Source organism: Streptomyces sp. NPDC007896, from assembly GCF_042959425.1.
Classification (GTDB): domain Bacteria; phylum Actinomycetota; class Actinomycetes; order Streptomycetales; family Streptomycetaceae; genus Streptomyces.
The window spans coordinates 131,605-147,806 of record NZ_JBIBKX010000017.1 but is presented as its reverse complement, the minus strand read 5'-3'; the positions used below and the strand labels follow the sequence as shown (position 1 = coordinate 147,806).

Genomic DNA, 16,202 nt, shown 5'->3' with positions numbered 1-16,202 from the left:
GGTACATGAAGTCTGTCACCGTGTCGATCGACGTACCGCAGACGCCCGAGCAGGTCTACGACTTCCTCGATGTCATGGCTCACCACGAGCGATTCACCAACCACTACCTGACCGACTGGCGCTACAGCGGCCCAGACCGTGGCGTCGGATCGTGCGCCACGGTCACAGTCGCGCTGGGCGGCACGAAGACCGACGTCACCATCGAGGTCGTCGAGGCCGACCCGCCGGGGCACATCGTCGAACGGAACGTCAGCGCGGCCGGCCGACGCCTGGCCCACGGCACCTACGCCATCAAGCCGCTGCGGACCGGCGGGAGTCACGTGTCGTTCACGTACGCCTGGACGCGCGCCCCGCTCGCCGACCGCCTACTGGCACTCGCCGTCCGGGCCACGATACGACGCGCCAACCGCACGGTCATGCGACGCCTGGCCACCGAGTTGGCTCACCATGTGTCCGCTGCCGGATCCTGACGTCGGCACATGTCAGCTCTTCCGCCCGACGCAGGAGCCGAGGCCCACGGCGCCCCTGCTCGCATGGTTCTTGGCGCAGCAGACCGAGTCACATACCGGCCTCCCCCACCCCCGGAGCGACACACCCACCGGCACGCCGGAAGCGTCGAAAAAGGGGCTGCCTGTCACGCGACGGGATCGGCGGAGCAACTGCCACCGGGCACGCCACCGAAGGCACCGGCACAAACCATCAAGTTGATCGAGCATAAGGACGAATTAGCTGTAGTCCCGAAGGGTGTCACGGAGCATCTCCGACCTCTGTCGCGCGTCGGCGGGGAAGGGATTCGTCGGCCCAGAAGATCGGCGGCGCCCCGCGGGGGCGCCGCACGTCAGAAGTGGAGTCGGCCTTGGCGCCTGTACCGAACGGCACCTACATGATCGTCCGTCCTGGTGAGCAGCTGCTCACGATGGAGGGTGGGTCGTCGGAGCCCAAGACACCCGTTGTGCTCCTGCCGCCCACCGGCAATCCCGGCGAGCAGGAATGGCAACTGGAGGAACTCAGCAACGGCCACTGCACGATCCGCAATCTCAGGAGCGAAACGTACCTGTCCTTCGACGGCGCCCCGGAGATGAACAAGCCGGTCGTCGGATACCCCGAGCCCCGTGAGTGGGCGCTGTACCAGAGCGCGCAGCCGCACACCCTCCACGTCGTCGTCCCTGGAGGCCCCGTCGACGGCGAGGAGCTGGCCCTAAACCTCGGCCTGCTGAAGATCTTCCCGCCCCGCATCGCCCTCAGGCCACTCGACAGCAACGACCGGCGTCAGGCATGGACCTTCCAGTTCATGGAGTAGCGGCGTGACCCGAGTGCCCGGGTCGGCCGCCGACCCGGGCACCGCCCCGAAAGGGCGACTGTCCTCACTACGGCCGCCAGTGCCGCGTGAATAAGATCCTTGAACCGTGTCTTCGTGAGCCGAAGCACGACAGCTGACAAGGCAGGTTCGTTGTCACCCGGCGAGTGGTCGCAGCCGTGTGACAAGGATCGCTAGAGGGCGTCTGAAAAGCCTGTCAGCGGGCTGGTCTTGCGAGGCGGCGCACGAGGAGCATGGCCATGGAGAGGCAGATGGCGTTCTCCGAGCAGACGCGCAGGTACTCGTAGTCCTTTGACAGGCGGCGGCACCGTCCCAACCAGGCGAATGTCCGCTCCACCACCCAACGGCGCGGGACCACCGCGAAGACGGGCACTGCCGGTGGTGGTGTCCCTGCCCGAGCCCAGGTCGAGCGGAATCCACCGTCGCGGCGCTGCACGACCTCCACGGTGATGCCGGTGGCTTCGCGGGCCCAGGCGTGGAAGTCGGCGCCGCGGTAGCCCTGGTCCGCCCACACGTGTCGTAGGCGCGGAAAAGCGTCGGCAGCCCGGGCGAACAGCACCAGAGCTCCATCACGGTCGCCGACGCTGGCCGGGCTCACGCAGGTGACCAGGACGGTGCCGCGGGTGTCGACGAGCAGGTGGCGCTTGATGCCGCTGACCTTCTTACCGCCGTCATAGCCATGCAGGCCACCACGCTCACTGGCCCGAACACTCTGGCTGTCCACGATGGCGGCACTGGGAGTGGGATCACGGCCGAGTTGCACCCGCTCGCGTTCACGCAGCGCCGTCAACATCCGCTCCCACACACCTTCTTGCTGCCACCGCCGCCAGTAGTGGTAGACCGTCTGCCACGGCGGCAGGTCATGCGGCAACAGTCTCCAAGCACAGCCGGCCCGCAACCAGTACACCAACGCGTTCAGGATCTCCCGCCGCGTGTGTATCGCCGGTCGTCCACCGGGCTTGACCGCCGGAACCAGCGGACGGAGGATTTCCCACTCCGCATCAGAAAGATCCGTCGAGTAACGGGTACGCAGCCCGCACACCCCAGCCCCCGAAAGTGCGCCACCACCCCGCTACCAGGCAACTTGCCCGCTGACAGGCTTTTCAGACGCCCTCTAGCCGCTGCACGCCAGCAAGATCGTGTTACGAGTTCTTAGAAGTGCTGATGGTCATCTGAAGGGGCCCGTTCAGGACGGCCGAAGGCGCAGCCACCGACCGTGCGGTCTGGCACCCGACGCCCAATACCGCGTCCTGGCCGGGCCGGGACTCTCCGCACTGGGAGCGGCACAGATCTGCCTGCCTGGTGCGATCGCACCCGTGGCGGTGCGCGAAGTCATGCCCGGATCGCGAACCGGCTCATCGAGAGAGGTCACGTCGTCCCAATGGCCGCGCCGGACAGCCTTCTTCGAAGGCACCGCATCAACTCATCCGGCCGACCGCTGTGAGCAGTTGGTCAGGGGCGCAGCGGGCGGAAGGTAGATCGCAGATCATTGATCCAGGCCTCGGGATTCTCCCAGGGCCCGAAGTGCCCTCCCTTTTGGTGCACGTTGATGTCTCGGACGTCTGCGTAGACGTGTCTCTTACCGAAGGCCTCACGGCGGTGCTCGGGCGTGCGGGCGCCCGGCTCGGAGATGTCACCGAGAAGGAGGGTGAAGCCGGCCGGCGCCTCAACGGGCGGGGTGCGGTCGTGGGAGGGCTGCCAAGGGTAAAGGTTGGCGTTCTTGTACGCGCGGATCGAGGAGCCGATGGCCTGGTTGGCCCAGTAGATGGTCGCGTTGGTCAGGATGTGATCGAGGGGAAAGTCATCCTCGAAGACCCCGTTGCGGTCACTCCACTTCTTCCAACGCCTCAGGAGCCACGCGAGCATGCCTACTGGCGAATCGCTGAAGGCGTGCGTGATGGTCTGCCCGTCGAGCATGTGGGCAGCGAGGTGGGAGACGTAGGTGTCCTGGAAGTGGATCAGGTCGGCGCGGAGCTCGACGGGCATGTCGACGGTGATCATCGCGCCACCGGTGAAGTCCCAATAGCGCTGGCCCTGGAACAGGTTCAGCGGTATCTCGTTGTCGAGATGGATCCCGTACAGGGAGCTGGTGTGTTTGTGGCCGAGCTGTGCCGCGATCAGAGCGCCGAGGTCGACGCCTCCGACAGCGAACCTGTCGTGGCCGAGGATCGAGGTCATGAGGGTGTGGAAGCGGTCGGCCATGCTGAGAGGATTCTCCCGGCTGTTCGTCAGCGGGGTGGAGAACCCGAAGCCCGGCAGCGACGGGACGATGACATCGAAGGCGTCGGCCGGGTCCCCGCCATGAGCGGCCGGATCAGTAAGCGGCCCGATGACCTTGCACCAGTCCCAGAACGTCCATGGCCAGCCGTGCAACAGGAGCAGGGGGATGGGAGCGGCCCCCTTGCCCGTCTCGCGGAGAAAATGGACTGGTGTCCCGTCGACGTCCAAGCGGTGGTGGGTGTGGGCGTTGAGCCGTTTCTCGACGGTGCGCCAGTCGAAACCGTCGGCCCAGTATTCGACGATGGGCTTGAGGTAGGCAGTGGACAGCCCGTATTTCTCATCGCCGTTGTCGAGGTCGGGTGCGAACCGGGTTGCCTTGAGACGGGTCTTCAGGTCGTCCAAGACGCCCTGGTCGACCTGTATGACGAAGCGTTCGAGTCGGTGGTGGGGTGAGGCCATGACGGGTTTCCTCCTTCGATCTCGTACGTGTGTCTTCGGAACTGGGGCCAGGTATGGCGGTGTTACGCGGCCTCGGGCGCGAGAACGGATACGCCCCGCGCCAGGGGGAAGTAGCTCTGTACGGCAGCGAATCCCTGCTGCGAGAGATGCGAACTGAACCGTGGCTCACCGTGAAGCGCGGGTCGTGTCGGCCCGAAGCACCTGGCCCGCAGTTCTTTTCGTACGAAGCCCTGTCAGAAGGTCGTGAGCCGCGGACTTGGCGCCGACAGCGCTACCGCAAAAGCCAGCCTCGGGAGCGGTGGGGCGGTGCCGCCCAAGTCGAAGGCCGGCGTGTATGGCATCCGCGACCGGCGCGCCCTGTCGTCCTGTCAGCGGAGCAGCGGGGCCAGCCTCCCGGAGAGCAGTTCGATATGCCGGACAACCAGGTCGTCGGGCATCCCGCCGATGCTTCCCCAAAAGATGAGGTGTTGGACGGGAACGTCTTTGACCAGTCCTCGGATCCGGTCAGCGGCAGCTTCGGGAGCGAGGATCTCCAGGGCTCCCAACTCCCCATAGGGATCCTTCGGCCGCCGCCTCATCTGCTTTTCTGCGGGGGCTCCTGACTCCTCTCCCAGGATCTTTCCTCGCCGCTTCAGCATTTCCTCCGGTGTGACCGGTGGCGGAGGAGGGTTGCCTGTGCCCACCACCGCGGCGGCCTGATAGGAGTTTCTCTGGTGCGCGAGATGAGGTGCGACGCGCGGCCAAGCGGCCTCCGGGTCGTCCGCCAGCATGATCGGTATCAGGCCGGACATCCGTGCGTTGGCCACGTCATGGCCGCCCTCGGCAAGACCGGCACGATAGGGCTCGAGGAGTTCCGCGGACGTGTGCAGCAGGCCCATGCCCAGACGGCCCGCCACTCGGGCACCGCGCGGTCCGAAGAATCCGCCCCACATGGGCAGCGGGTCTTGGAGCGGCAGAGGCGTGACCTCCTTCTGCTTCCACAGCCGCTGGACCTCCGCGATGACGCGTTCGGTCGACGTGTACCGTGTGCTGAAGTCAGCGTCGAACATGTTGTATTCGTGCACGCGATACCCGGCTCCCAGGCCCAGTTCCAGGCGTCCACCGCTGATCAGGTCGACGAGAGCGGCCTCCTCCGCCAGCTGCACGGGATGGCGGAGGGCTGCCAGGAGTACGGACGTTCCGATGCGGGCCCGGCGAGTACGTGCAGCGACCGCTGCGGCGAAGGTGAGCGGCTGCGGCAGATAACCATCGTCGAATGCGTGGTGCTCGGTGAACCACAGCCCGCCCATACCGAGCCGGTCCGCTTCCTCGCAGAGTTCCAGCGACCGAGCGTAATGGTCCTTCCAAGACCGCTCCCACTGCGCGGGATTACGCAGGTCTAAGACAATACCGATCTCCATCGAGTTCACTCCTCAGTAGCGGTAATTGTTCACGGGTATTACGCCAGAAAGAAAAGGATCGACAGCGTCGTGACGGACACGGGCGCAGCCGCACCTGAGGCGCTCGCCCCTGGTGCGGTGCATCTGAGGCCGAGCGGCTCGGGGTGGTCAGGCGCCGGTCTTCCGCGGTTTCAGCTGGCGCGGTGTCCCGCGATGCGCTGTACCTCGACCATGTCCCAGTAGTACGGGCGGATGTCGGTGATCTCTCCGTCCTCCACCTTGAAGCACTCGGCAACCGGCATGGTCCACGGCTGGCCGTCGGCGTCCTTGCCGTACAACTCGACCAGGCCGATCACGCGGTACGGACCGTCGGCGACGATCTCCTGCACAGTGAGGCCTTCAATGCCAAGGGTGGAGAAGATGAGGCCGCCGGCGGCGCTGGCGTCGTCGCCGATCCGGGTGCCCGGCACGGGGTGTCCCGGGGCCTGGGTGAGGCAGTAGTCGGCGCTGCGCAGTGATGCGATGCCGGACAGGTCTCCGGACATGACGCTGTCGTACAGGCGGCGGACGACGTCGCGGTTGCGCTCGGTGATTTCTGTCATTTCGGTGGTGGGCACGGCGGCTCTCCTCTCAGGCCGCGAGGGCGCGCGGCGCTGCGTTGCAGGTTGCTGTCCGGGTGTTGTTGGTGCCGGACGGGATGATGGGTTCGAGCGCGGGGTCGTCAAGGAAACCGGCGCCGCGGAGCGAGCAGGACAACTGGTCGGGGTGCGCGAGCCGCTGATTTCCGAGACGCGCATCGAGGGCGGCCTAGGCAGGCGAGTGCGGCTCAGCCTGCCGTGAGTGCGGCGAAGGCCGCGTCGAGCAGGTCGTCGAGACTGAGGCGGCCCTCCGCCTCCGTCCAGTGGTCCACCGCGATGTCCAAGCAGTCCAGGGCGGCGGCGGCTCGTACCAGCAGGTCCAGTTCCTCGGGCTGTCGGGAGCCACCAAGGTCGCGCTCGGCCAGGGCGCCTGCCAAGAGCGGGCGCCACCCGCACTGTTTCTCCAGGTTCCTGGCCCGCAAGGACGGGGTCTGCCGGATGAGGCGGGCCGTCGCGAGGGCACCGGCCGGGTCCTGGCGGTACTCCTGGGCGACCAGGTCCAGCCCTCGGCGCAGCGCCGTCCAGTCCCCCTCGTCCGCAGGACGGGCGCGCACAGCGTCGGCGACCTGTTCGCCCCAGGCGTCGAAAGCGGCGAGGACGGCGTCCTCCTTCGTCCCGAAGTAGCGCAAGAACGTGTTGCGCGACACTCCAGCCGCTGCGACCACGTCGTTGATGGTGACCCGATCGAAGCCGTCCCGCTGAAAGAGGTCCAAGGCCACCTGCGCCAACTCTGCCCGGACGGCGGCCCTGGCGATGTCCCTCGTCTTGATACGCACGTCTCCACTCATTCTGGAACTCTACCCACCTTCCGGCCTGCAGCCCCACTCGGTTCACTCGTACCCTACTATGAGACTCAGTCCCAAACAAATGCCTGAGGCCCACGATGCGAGTCGACCGGCTCAAGGGCATGCCACGTGGGACGCGACGTTGATCACCGCATGCACGAGGAGGACGCGCATGAGCGCGACAGAGAACAAGAAGCTGGCACTGGCCTTCTTCGAACACCTGATGGCCGGAGGTCTCGATGCAGCTCTGGCACTAGTGGACGAGAAGGCTGTCTGGCGGGTGTCTGGGGAGCCGGACATCATCCCGCTGGCCGGCACGTACAAGAAGTCGGAGATCGTTGACCTGGCGACTCTCGTGGGCAAGGTCATGCCCGGCGTACGGCTGACGGTCACCACAACGACCGCCGAGGATGACCGAGTCCTGCTCGAGTGCATGTCCCAAGGGGTGTCCCCCGCCGGCAAGATCTACGACAACCGAGTCTGCTTCAGCCTCGAAGCGCGCGACGGGCTCATCCAGTCCATCCGCGAGTACTACGACACCATCCACGCCAACGACGTCATGTTCCACCGGACTTACCCCACCGACCACCTCGCCGAAAAGTAGTCGGCGATTCCTACGGACCCCACCTCGCACACACCAGATCACCCGACTCAACCGCGAGTCGGGTGACCGAGTCAGGAGACACCGGCTTTCTGCAACTGAGCTTGAGGGGTCAGGCGATGACGTGACGGCCGATGATCTCCTTCATGATCTCGGTGGTGCCACCGTAGAGAGTGCTCACCCGGGCATCGACGAACGCGCGGGCGATGGGGTACTCCCGCATGTAGCCGTAACCGCCGTGCAGTTGGAGACATCGGCTGATCACCCGCTGCTGCAGTTCAGTCGCCCACCACTTCGCCTTCGCGGCGTCCGTGGCGGACAGCGTGCCGGCGGTCAGAGCGTCAACACTTTGGTCGAGGTAGGCGCGGGTGACGTCCAGTTCAGTGGCGATCTCGGCAAGGGTGAACTTGGTGTTCTGGAACTCCGCGATCGCCTGCCCGAACGCTCGGCGAGTCTTCACATGGCCAACGGTCCAGCGCAGAGCCGCTTCAGCGGTGGCGAGGGCGTAGTAGGCGATCGACATCCGTTCCCTGGGCAGCCGTTCCATCAGGTGCCCGAAGCCGCCGCCCTCCTTGCCCAGCAGGTGGGTCACCGGCACGTGGACGTCGTCGAAGAACAGTTCCGATACGTCCTCCGCGCGCTGTCCAAGCTTGTCCAGGGCCCGGCCCCGGGTGAAGCCCGGCATTCCTTCCTCGACGACCAGCAGGCTGAACCCCCTGCTGCCCGCCTCCGGGTCCGTCCGGGCGACCACGATGACCAGGCCGGCGTGGCCGCCGCCGGTGATGAACGTCTTGGCGCCGTTCAGAACCCAGTGGTCGCCGTTGCGCACGGCACTGGTACGGATCCCGCGCAGGTCGCTGCCGGCGTCGGGTTCGGTCATCGCGATGGCAGCGGTCCGCTCTCCCGCGCACAGCGCTGGGAGCCAGCGCCGCTTCTGCTCCTCGGTGCCGAGGTCGACCAGATAGGGGGCCACGAGATCGTCGAATCCGCCGAGCGCCACGTTCACCGAAGCTGCCCCCGCCTCGGCGAGTTCGTCCATCACCACACAACGGAACCGGTAGTCGCGGCACCCCTCGCCACCGTATTCCTCGGGCACCGTCAGTCCCAGCAGGCCCTGTTTCCCGGCTGCCCGCCACATCTGCGGGTCGATCCACCCCTGCTGCTCCCAGCTCGCCAGCGCGGGCGCGATCTCGCGGTTGACGAACTCCCGCACGCCGGTCCGGAAGAGCTCGTGTTCCTCGGTGAAGCGAGCACGTTCCATCGGTTGCTTCCTTTCTTGCCGAAAGGCGGCGCACCGACGCTCTTCCGGCCGGCGAGCCGCCAGGGCGAGCCGAGATTCCTACAGGTGGAACAGGTCTTCGGCGGTCGTCTGGTAGAAGACCTTGAGATCGGCCGGTGACAAGGGGAGGTTGTCCTGGGCTATGACCTCTTCGGGGGCGTACTGGTAGGGGTAGTCCATCGCGTACAGCACCCGTTCGGGACCCAGGACTTCACGGCAGAACATGATGGCCGGAGCCCAGGGCATGCCGCTGGTGGTGACCCAGACGTTCTCCCGCAGGTAGTCGCTGACCTTGCGCTTCAGCGGCTTCATGAAGGGGTAGCGGCCCGCCCGGACGGTCGCGCCGTGCATGTAGTCGAGTCGGTAGAGCCAGAACGGCAGTGCCTCGCCCAGGTGGCCGACGACCATCTTCAGGCGCGGGAAGCGGTCGAAGACGCCGGCGGTGACGATCCGCAGGAGGTGCATGCCGGTTTCGACGCCGAAGCCGTAGATCGCGCCGTCCAGGCCCGCGTCGAGCAGCGGGCCGATCATGCGCGGGGACGGGGTGTTGGGGTGGAGGTAGATCGGTGTGTCCAGGGCTTCTGCCGCCTCGAAGATCGCCCAGAACTTCGGATCGTCCAGGTATTCGCCCTGGGTGTGGGAGTTGATGATCACCCCCTTCAGGCCGAGTTCCCGGTGGCCTCGTTCGATCTCCTTGGCGGCATGTTCCGGGTCCTGCGGGGCGATGGCGGTCAGACCGCTGAAGCGGTCTGGGTGACGTCGTACGGCCTCGGCCAGCTGATCGTTGGCGAGCGTGGCGATGGCGACGGCGTCCGCGGTGCCCAGGACCTGGGTGCCCGGAGAGGTCAGGGAGATGACCTGGCGGTCGACTCCGGCCGCGTCCATATCGGCGATGCGCCCCGCGCCCAGGTTCTGAAGTCGGTCGAAGACGAACTCGGTGCGCTCGCTGCGGTGGCCGGTGTAGAAGCCCATGAGGCTCTGGAACCCGGGATCGCCGTGCGAAGCCGTACCGCGGTCGAGCATGTCCCGGTAGAGAGTGAGGAGTTCGGGTGGGGCGAAGGCTTCTTCGGTGGCGATGCGCAGATGGCCGCGAGCGTTGTCAGACATCGCGTGCCTCCAGCAGAGCGTTCCAGTGGTCGGTGCCCGGCAAGAGGGACGGGTCCTCGTACTCCACGACGGCCTGCAGTTCCATGCAGTCGAACACCGACTCCAGGCCGTGGGTACGACCGATGCCGCTGTGCTTGAAGCCGCCGAACGGCACCGATGCCGGGGAGGCGCCTACCCGGTGCACGTTGACGAAGACGCTGCCGGCCTCCAGTCGGCGGGCCAGGGCCCAGGCGCGGTCGGTGTCCGCCGACCAGACGGAGGCGGCGAGGCCGTACTCGGTGGCATTGGCCTGCCGTGCCGCCTCTTCCTCGTCGTCGAAGGGCAGGATCGGGATGATCGGCCCGAACTGTTCCTCGGCGACGACACGGGAGTCCGGGGCGGCCCCGGTCACGATGCTGGGCAGGATGAAGTAGCCGTCCTGCCAGCCCTCAGGGTCCAGTTGTTCGCCGACGGTGGTCACCTTGGCGCCCGAAGCGGCAGTCTCCTCACGCAGAGCGAGAACACGGTCGTACTGCGCGCGCGTCGTGACGGGACCGAAGGTCGAACGGAGATCCATTCCGTCGCCCACCCGGATGCGAGATGCCACCTCCGTGAAGCGGGCCGTGAATTCAGTGAAACGGCTGGAGTGAACGTAGATCCGTTTGATGTTGTAGCAGATCTGTCCACTGGCACCGAAGACGCCGGCGACCATCTCGCGCACCATGGCGTCGTCGATCTCGGCGTCGTGAAGCACGAGCGCCGCGTCGTTGCCGCCGAGCTCCATGGTGAGGCTCTTGAGGGTCGGGGCAGCGGCCTGCATCACTGCTGTGCCCCTGGCGACGGAGCCGGTGAAGATCATTCTGCGGATGGCCGGGTGGGCGGAGAGCGCGGCGCCCGCTTCGGTGCCCAGGCCCGGGACGTTGCTGACGACGCCGGGCGGCAGCGCGTCCGCGAGCAGTGCCACGGCCCAGCTCAGTGCCAGCGGGGCCTCCTCGGGCGGCTTGACGACCACGGTGTCGCCGGCGATGAGGGCCGGGGCGATGGAGTTGAAGGCGAGGTAGACCGGCGTGTTCCACGGAGCGATGACCCCGACGGGTCCCATCGGTACGTACCGTGTCACCGCTCGGCCCGGCCGCGGCAGCGCCGCGGGGCGTTCGGAGGCGGCGGCGATGTCATCGGCCAGGGCGGCGAACTGCCGTAGCAGCTTGGGTGCTCCCACCGCGTCGCCGCGCGAATCGTGCAGCGCCTTGCCGGTCTCTCGTGTGATGAGCACGGTGAGGTCGTCGAGTTCGGCTTCTATGGTGTCGGCTGCTTTGAGCAGGTAGGCAGCCCGCTCGCCGACGGCCAGCGCCGCCCAGGCGGGGAAGGCCGCCACGGCGGCGGACACTGCCAGGTCGACTTCCCGGGCACCTCCGAGAGCGTGTTCACCGACGGTTTCCGAGATACGGGCCGGGTTCAGCACGGGTGCGTATGCGGTGGGGACTTCCTCGCCACCCACCAGAACTGGGGCCCTGAGCAGTCTTTCGTCGGTCATGCTGCGCTCCTTGCGGTGTGCTGCTCGATGAACCGCAGGAGCGGTTGACCGAGCGGGCCGTCGTCGACACCGAGCGAGACGATCTCGGAGATGTGGTTGTGTCCGCCGACCCGGACGAAGACACTGGCCGCGTCCTGTACGGCCTCGGCCTGCGCCTGGAAGAGCGGGGGATCCAGTTCCGCTACGGCGGCCAGCAGCGGGATCCCGCAGGTGCGCAGGGACGGCAGTGCTTCCCGGGCGGTGTACGCCGAGGGGTCTGAGCCGAAGTACGCGCTCAGCAGCTCGTTCTTCTCGGCCTCGCGCAGGTCGTAGATCCCGGACAGGAAGGCGGCGGCGGCCACGTCGGGCTTCGCGCCCCCGTGTCCGGCCAGGTATCCGGCGATATGAGCGGCGCCGGCGGAGTGTCCGGCCAGCACGATCCGCCGGGGATCTCCTCCGTGCGCCGCGATGTTCGTGCGCACCCAGTCAACGGCCGCCGCCACATCCTCGGCGCCGGCCGGGAAGGTGTGGTCCGGAGCCAGTCGGTAGTTGACGGTGACGCCGACGATGCCCCGGTCGACCGCCCAACGGCCGATGTGGTCGTAGTACGGCATGCCGGGCGTGTGCTTGTCCCCGGCCACGAAGCCGCCGCCCTGCACGAACACCAGCACGGAGGCGGGGCCTTGGAGGGCTCGGCTGGTGTGGACGTCAAGGCGGTGCCGTGCATCCGGGCCGTACGCGAGGTCACGTTCGATGATCGGAGCCTGGTGGCCACGGGCCTGGTGCGCGAGGGCGAACAGTGCCCACATGTTCCGGATGAGTTCTGGGGTGACCTCCGCCGGGGTCTGCCGGATCACCTCGGCGTATTCATACTCGTATTCGCTCGGGGAGGTCATGCGCGGCTCTTCTCGATGTCCTCGTCCGGAACCCAGTTGCCGTGGAATCCCAGCGGCACCCGCTGCGGGATGTGGACGCGGGCGACCGGCCCGCCCGCCAGGTCCTGCGCGTGCAGGATGACGACCTCGGCAGAGTTGTTGGCCAGGTCGGAGACGTATGTCATCAGCCAGCCGTCGTCCTCGGCGGAGTCGGCGGTGCGCGGGACGAAGACGGCTTCCATGCCGAAGCGGCCGGGGCCGTACTCGTACGACTCGTGGGTGCGCTTGTCCAGGTCCTGCTTGAGCAGCATGCTGCCGGTTTCCTTGCTGCGGCTGCTGAAGTAGCCGTAGCGGTGCTCCGCGACGCCGATCAGGCGTTCGTCGAGGCGCGGCATCTCCGGTTGGGTGTCGCTGAGACGCTCCACGGTGCAGCGGCCGGTGGCCGGGTCGAGGATGTAGCGGTCGAGCCGGGAGGGCGACTCGGTGGGCCCGGTGGTGTCGGTCTGGAAGAGCTTCTCGTAGCTGATTCCGTCCACGGCGACCCGGCCGTCGGGCAGGTCGAACGCACCGAGGATGTGGAAGACACTGGTCGGCTCGGTCTCGCACCACACGACCTGGTCTGCGGTGCCTTCCCGGGGCAGGAGCCCCCAGGCCGGGCGGTGGTCGAAGTCCCACGCGTACGGGAAGTCGTAGCCGCGCTCAAGCAGGCCGGGGTGGGCCTGGACCGAACCGTTGAAGAAGAGGACGTACCGTGCGCTGAGTGCCATGTCGTGGATGATCGGCCGGCCCTCAAGGGGAATGTCCACGGACTTGCGGATCTTGCCATTGGTGTCGAGGACCAGGTACTGGGCGTAGTTCCAGTCCCAGCGGTAGGCGATGCCGTGCAGTTCGCCGGTGACGGGGTCCCGGTGCGGGTGGCCGGTCCATGCGCCGTTCAGGGTGCCCTCGAAGTTGGAACGGGCGATGGTGTCAAGCTCGTAGCTCAACTCGAAGGGCAGGGTGCCCCCTTCGGCGAAGGCGAAGGTGTGGCCGCCTTGCGCGAAGGTGTGGGTGTTGCCGTGGTTGTTGCGCGCGTAACGCGGGCCGGGGGCGGACTCCTTGGGACCGGGGGTCTCGGGCCAGCCTCGACTTACGACGACTTGGTCATCGCGCACGAAACGGTTGCGGTACCACTCGGCCCGGCCTTCGCGCAGCCGGACGCCGTGCACCATGCCATTGCCGGAGAACCAGTTGTACGTGATGGGGTCTTCGGGGTCGATCGGGTTCGGGCCGACGCGCAACAGACGGCCGCTCAGCTCCGGCGGGATCGTTCCGGTGACCTTGAGGTCGTGAACCGTGATTTCCTGGTCCACCGGGGCGAACGGACCCTCAAGGAACTGGTTGTGCGGGGCCTCGGACTCGGGCTGGGCCGACATCTTCGGCGGCGTCGTGGACGTCATGATCATTCCTTCCGCGCGGTACAGGCATTACGTGTTGATCGTCGGCGCGGGGCCCCGGAACGTCATTGGGCTGGGCAGCCAAAGGTCCGACCTCGAATGTGGATTTTGTACAATCACCACATGACTGCAGTGGCCAGAGTCCGACTCACCCCCCGGCTCGTCGCGGGGCTCACGGCTCCGACCGAGACCGCGACCGCCCCGGCGAGCGAACCGGACATGATCACATCCGTCGTCAAGGTGGTCGGCGACAACCCGGTGCGCTGGGCCGTAGCGCTGTCCGCCCAGGGTTTGGCTCAAGTGCTTGCCGAGGTCACCGAGGAGCACAAGGCCGCGCTGCTCCCCCGGCTGGCGCCCGCGATTGAGCAGACGGGGTTTGACCTGCTCCTGGCCCTGCACGGCCAGGGTCGGCCGTTCGCGCTCAGTCCGGACGAGGTCGCGATCAACACCTATCTGGCCAAAGCGGGAGTCCCTTTCCAGAGGATCGTCCAGGGACTGCGGATGATCCGGAAGCACTGGTCGGGGGCGCTCCTCGACCTGGCCGACGGGCACCAGCCCGCCGCCGAGCGCGGGCAGCTCGTGCGCGAGGTGACAGAGGTCGTGAACGAGTTCTTCGATGCCTCTGTGGACGCGGTCATTGCCGACTACTTCACCCAGCGCCAGCGCCTGATTGCCCAGCGCATCGCGGATCAGCGCATCATGATCACCTCGATCATCAACGGCGATCCGGTCGACATGGACGCGGCCCGGCGCACCCTCGGTATCGACCTCACAGGCCAACATCTCGGCCTTATTCTCTGGCTGGACAGCGCCAGCGGCTCGCCGGATCCGCATGATGACCTTGCGCATGCCCTGCGTGAGGTCGCCGCCGCCCTGGCGAATCCCGCACTGCTGACCCTTGACACCGACCGCAGCACCCTGTGGGCCTGGGCCACCTCACCGGCCTCGGGCCTGCGGCTCCCGGACCGTCTTCCGCAATCAGGGTTCGCGAAAGACGTCGGGATCGCCGTAGGCCGCCCGGCACCCGGCCGGGACGGATTCCGCCGCACCCATCTCGCCGCGCTCGACGCCTACCGGGTCGCCCGCCTCACCGGACGGCCCGAGCAGGTCACCGTGTACGACGACATCGCGCTCGCCGCGCTGCTCACTGAGGACCCCGAACGCGGCCGCTGGTTCATCGACGAGGAACTCGGCCCTCTGGCCGCCCCGGACCGCACGACCAGCGACCTTCGGCAGACCCTCCTCAGCTATCTGGACCACGGCGGCAGCATCGCCCGAGCCGCCGAGGCGCTGTACGTCCACCGCAACACCGTGGTGTACCGGCTACGGCGTGCGGAGGAACTTCTCGGCCGCTCCGTCACCGACCGCACCCTGGAAACCCACACTGCCCTGCGGCTCGCGATGCTGTTCGCCTCGGGCGCCGGCCCTGCTCTCCCCTCCGCGGGCCAGCCAGGCTGAGCGCCCGACGGCCGTGCATGGTCCGCCTGAATTTCGGCACAGCCGCTTCGGGAATGCGACTCGGGACAACCCCTGCATCCTGGCTCACCCGCGCAAACAAGCCCCCCGCTGACCGCACAGAGCCCTTCACTACGGTCTCGGCGGGGCCTGGGAGGCGAAGGTGTACGGCCTCCCCACAGGCAGGCCACGGGTCGACGCCGCCAGGGTCTGCGATACCCCGAGGGCGGCCGTCCGCACCACCGGCACCATGGCCCGGGCCCCGGAGTCATTGGGGACGATCACCGCTAGGGCGGCCACCACCAAACCCCTCTCGTCGCGTACCGGAGCCGCGATGCCGAGGGCGTCCTCGTGCACGTACCCGGGACAGAAGGCGTAGCCCTGTCGTCGGATGTCGACGAGCTCGGCACGCAGCCGCTCCGGGGTGTCAGGCGTGCGGCGCGTGGAGCCGGGGAGAGGCCCAGTCAGCACCCGTTCCCGCAGCTCACCGGCACCATGTGCGAGGAGGACGAGTCCACTGGAGGACACGTGCAGTGGCAGCCTCCCGGCGATCCGGGTGTAGTTGATCACCGCGCCCGGAGCCGACAACCGCTCCAGGAACAACACCTCGTTCCCCTCCAACACCCCCAACTGCACGTGATGGCCCGTGACATCGTGCACGCCCTCCATGAAGGGCATCGCCGCGTCCCGCAACGACAAGGTCGGCGAGGCGCGCATCGCCAGCTCCCACAACCGCATCCCGATCCGTACCCGACGATCGTCGTCGCGGCCCAGGAATCCGTGCTCGACCAGCTCCGCAACCAGCCGCGAGGCCGTCGCCAGATGCAGGCCCGTGCGCCGGGCGATGTCGGAAACCGTCAGCGGTACGTCATCCGTGGTGAACGCCTCGAAGATACGGACCGCCCGGGACAGCACCGACTCACCGGTGTGGACTTTCATACCGCCATCGTGCGATCCGAACCGGCCACGGTCCACATCCATGCACCAGACAACTCACGGCGCCAACGTCTATCCACGCGATGGGTCGCCCGCGCGATCGAGATCGCCGCGGGCACGGAGCAACCGGTCTGCGAGTCGTACAGGTACGTGGTTCCGCCACCGGCGCGGAAGTTGCAGGCCGACCATGAACATGAAGCCACCCACCGGCTTCGTGGCGCA

At 67.3% G+C, this 16,202-nt stretch carries 15 protein-coding genes; 4 read left to right on the top strand and 11 right to left on the bottom strand.

The window, feature by feature from the left end; genetic code table 11:
- The first annotated feature begins 5 nt into the window (after nucleotides 1–5).
- A complete protein-coding gene (locus ACFZDJ_RS41920; RefSeq protein WP_390933296.1) occupies nucleotides 6–470 on the top strand; it encodes an SRPBCC family protein in 465 nt (154 codons plus the stop codon).
- A gap of 386 nt (nucleotides 471–856) precedes the next feature.
- Entirely contained in the window at nucleotides 857–1,300 is a 444-nt protein-coding gene (locus ACFZDJ_RS41915) for a hypothetical protein (RefSeq protein WP_391067139.1), read from the top strand.
- A 214-nt stretch (nucleotides 1,301–1,514) separates the two neighbouring features.
- Here the strand turns inward: ACFZDJ_RS41915 and ACFZDJ_RS41910 are convergent, their stop codons facing one another.
- From ACFZDJ_RS41910 to ACFZDJ_RS41890, 5 genes are all read right to left on the bottom strand, one after another.
- On the bottom strand, nucleotides 1,515–2,360 hold the full coding sequence (locus ACFZDJ_RS41910) for an IS5 family transposase (RefSeq protein WP_067733353.1): 846 nt from the start codon (nucleotides 2,358–2,360) through the stop codon (nucleotides 1,515–1,517).
- Between the two features lie 410 nt (nucleotides 2,361–2,770).
- Nucleotides 2,771–3,997, bottom strand: coding sequence for an alpha/beta fold hydrolase (locus ACFZDJ_RS41905; RefSeq protein WP_391067135.1), 1,227 nt, complete (start codon nucleotides 3,995–3,997; stop codon nucleotides 2,771–2,773).
- A 368-nt stretch (nucleotides 3,998–4,365) separates the two neighbouring features.
- Nucleotides 4,366–5,397, bottom strand: coding sequence for an LLM class flavin-dependent oxidoreductase (locus ACFZDJ_RS41900; protein ID WP_391067132.1), 1,032 nt, complete (start codon nucleotides 5,395–5,397; stop codon nucleotides 4,366–4,368).
- Nucleotides 5,398–5,567: 170 nt separating this feature from the next.
- Entirely contained in the window at nucleotides 5,568–5,993 is a 426-nt protein-coding gene (locus tag ACFZDJ_RS41895; protein ID WP_391067129.1) for a nuclear transport factor 2 family protein, read from the bottom strand.
- Nucleotides 5,994–6,202: 209 nt separating this feature from the next.
- Nucleotides 6,203–6,802, bottom strand: coding sequence for a TetR family transcriptional regulator (locus tag ACFZDJ_RS41890; protein WP_391067127.1), 600 nt, complete (start codon nucleotides 6,800–6,802; stop codon nucleotides 6,203–6,205).
- A 169-nt stretch (nucleotides 6,803–6,971) separates the two neighbouring features.
- On the opposite strand from ACFZDJ_RS41890, the gene ACFZDJ_RS41885 reads away from it, so the two are divergent.
- Nucleotides 6,972–7,403 (top strand): nuclear transport factor 2 family protein, encoded by a 432-nt coding sequence (locus ACFZDJ_RS41885; RefSeq protein ID WP_391067125.1) that lies wholly within the window; start codon nucleotides 6,972–6,974, stop codon nucleotides 7,401–7,403.
- A 109-nt stretch (nucleotides 7,404–7,512) separates the two neighbouring features.
- Here the strand turns inward: ACFZDJ_RS41885 and ACFZDJ_RS41880 are convergent, their stop codons facing one another.
- The 5 genes from ACFZDJ_RS41880 to ACFZDJ_RS41860 all read right to left on the bottom strand — a co-directional run bounded on the left by ACFZDJ_RS41880 (nucleotide 7,513) and on the right by ACFZDJ_RS41860 (nucleotide 13,592).
- Nucleotides 7,513–8,661 carry an acyl-CoA dehydrogenase family protein gene (locus ACFZDJ_RS41880; RefSeq protein ID WP_391067122.1) on the bottom strand — a complete coding sequence of 383 codons (1,149 nt, stop codon included), beginning with the start codon at nucleotides 8,659–8,661 and terminating at the stop codon, nucleotides 7,513–7,515.
- Nucleotides 8,662–8,739: 78 nt separating this feature from the next.
- The gene (locus ACFZDJ_RS41875; protein ID WP_391067119.1) at nucleotides 8,740–9,786 is read right to left on the bottom strand and encodes an amidohydrolase family protein; all 1,047 of its coding nucleotides are present in this window, start codon (nucleotides 9,784–9,786) and stop codon (nucleotides 8,740–8,742) included.
- Nucleotides 9,779–11,299 (bottom strand): aldehyde dehydrogenase family protein, encoded by a 1,521-nt coding sequence (locus tag ACFZDJ_RS41870; protein WP_391067116.1) that lies wholly within the window; start codon nucleotides 11,297–11,299, stop codon nucleotides 9,779–9,781. Before ACFZDJ_RS41870 ends, ACFZDJ_RS41875 begins: the two co-directional genes overlap by 8 nt.
- Nucleotides 11,296–12,174, bottom strand: coding sequence for an alpha/beta hydrolase fold domain-containing protein (locus ACFZDJ_RS41865; RefSeq protein ID WP_391067114.1), 879 nt, complete (start codon nucleotides 12,172–12,174; stop codon nucleotides 11,296–11,298). Before ACFZDJ_RS41865 ends, ACFZDJ_RS41870 begins: the two co-directional genes overlap by 4 nt.
- Complete coding sequence (locus ACFZDJ_RS41860) at nucleotides 12,171–13,592, bottom strand: carotenoid oxygenase family protein (protein WP_391067111.1); 1,422 nt, start codon at nucleotides 13,590–13,592, stop codon at nucleotides 12,171–12,173. Before ACFZDJ_RS41860 ends, ACFZDJ_RS41865 begins: the two co-directional genes overlap by 4 nt.
- Before the next feature lie 120 nt (nucleotides 13,593–13,712).
- Here ACFZDJ_RS41860 and ACFZDJ_RS41855 point away from each other — a divergent pair, with 120 nt between their 5' ends.
- Complete coding sequence (locus ACFZDJ_RS41855; RefSeq protein ID WP_391067108.1) at nucleotides 13,713–15,047, top strand: helix-turn-helix domain-containing protein; 1,335 nt, start codon at nucleotides 13,713–13,715, stop codon at nucleotides 15,045–15,047.
- 129 nt (nucleotides 15,048–15,176) lie between these two features.
- On the opposite strand, the gene ACFZDJ_RS41850 is transcribed toward ACFZDJ_RS41855, so the two are convergent.
- Nucleotides 15,177–15,983 carry an IclR family transcriptional regulator C-terminal domain-containing protein gene (locus ACFZDJ_RS41850; RefSeq protein WP_391067105.1) on the bottom strand — a complete coding sequence of 269 codons (807 nt, stop codon included), beginning with the start codon at nucleotides 15,981–15,983 and terminating at the stop codon, nucleotides 15,177–15,179.
- Between the last annotated feature and the right edge of the window lie 219 nt (nucleotides 15,984–16,202).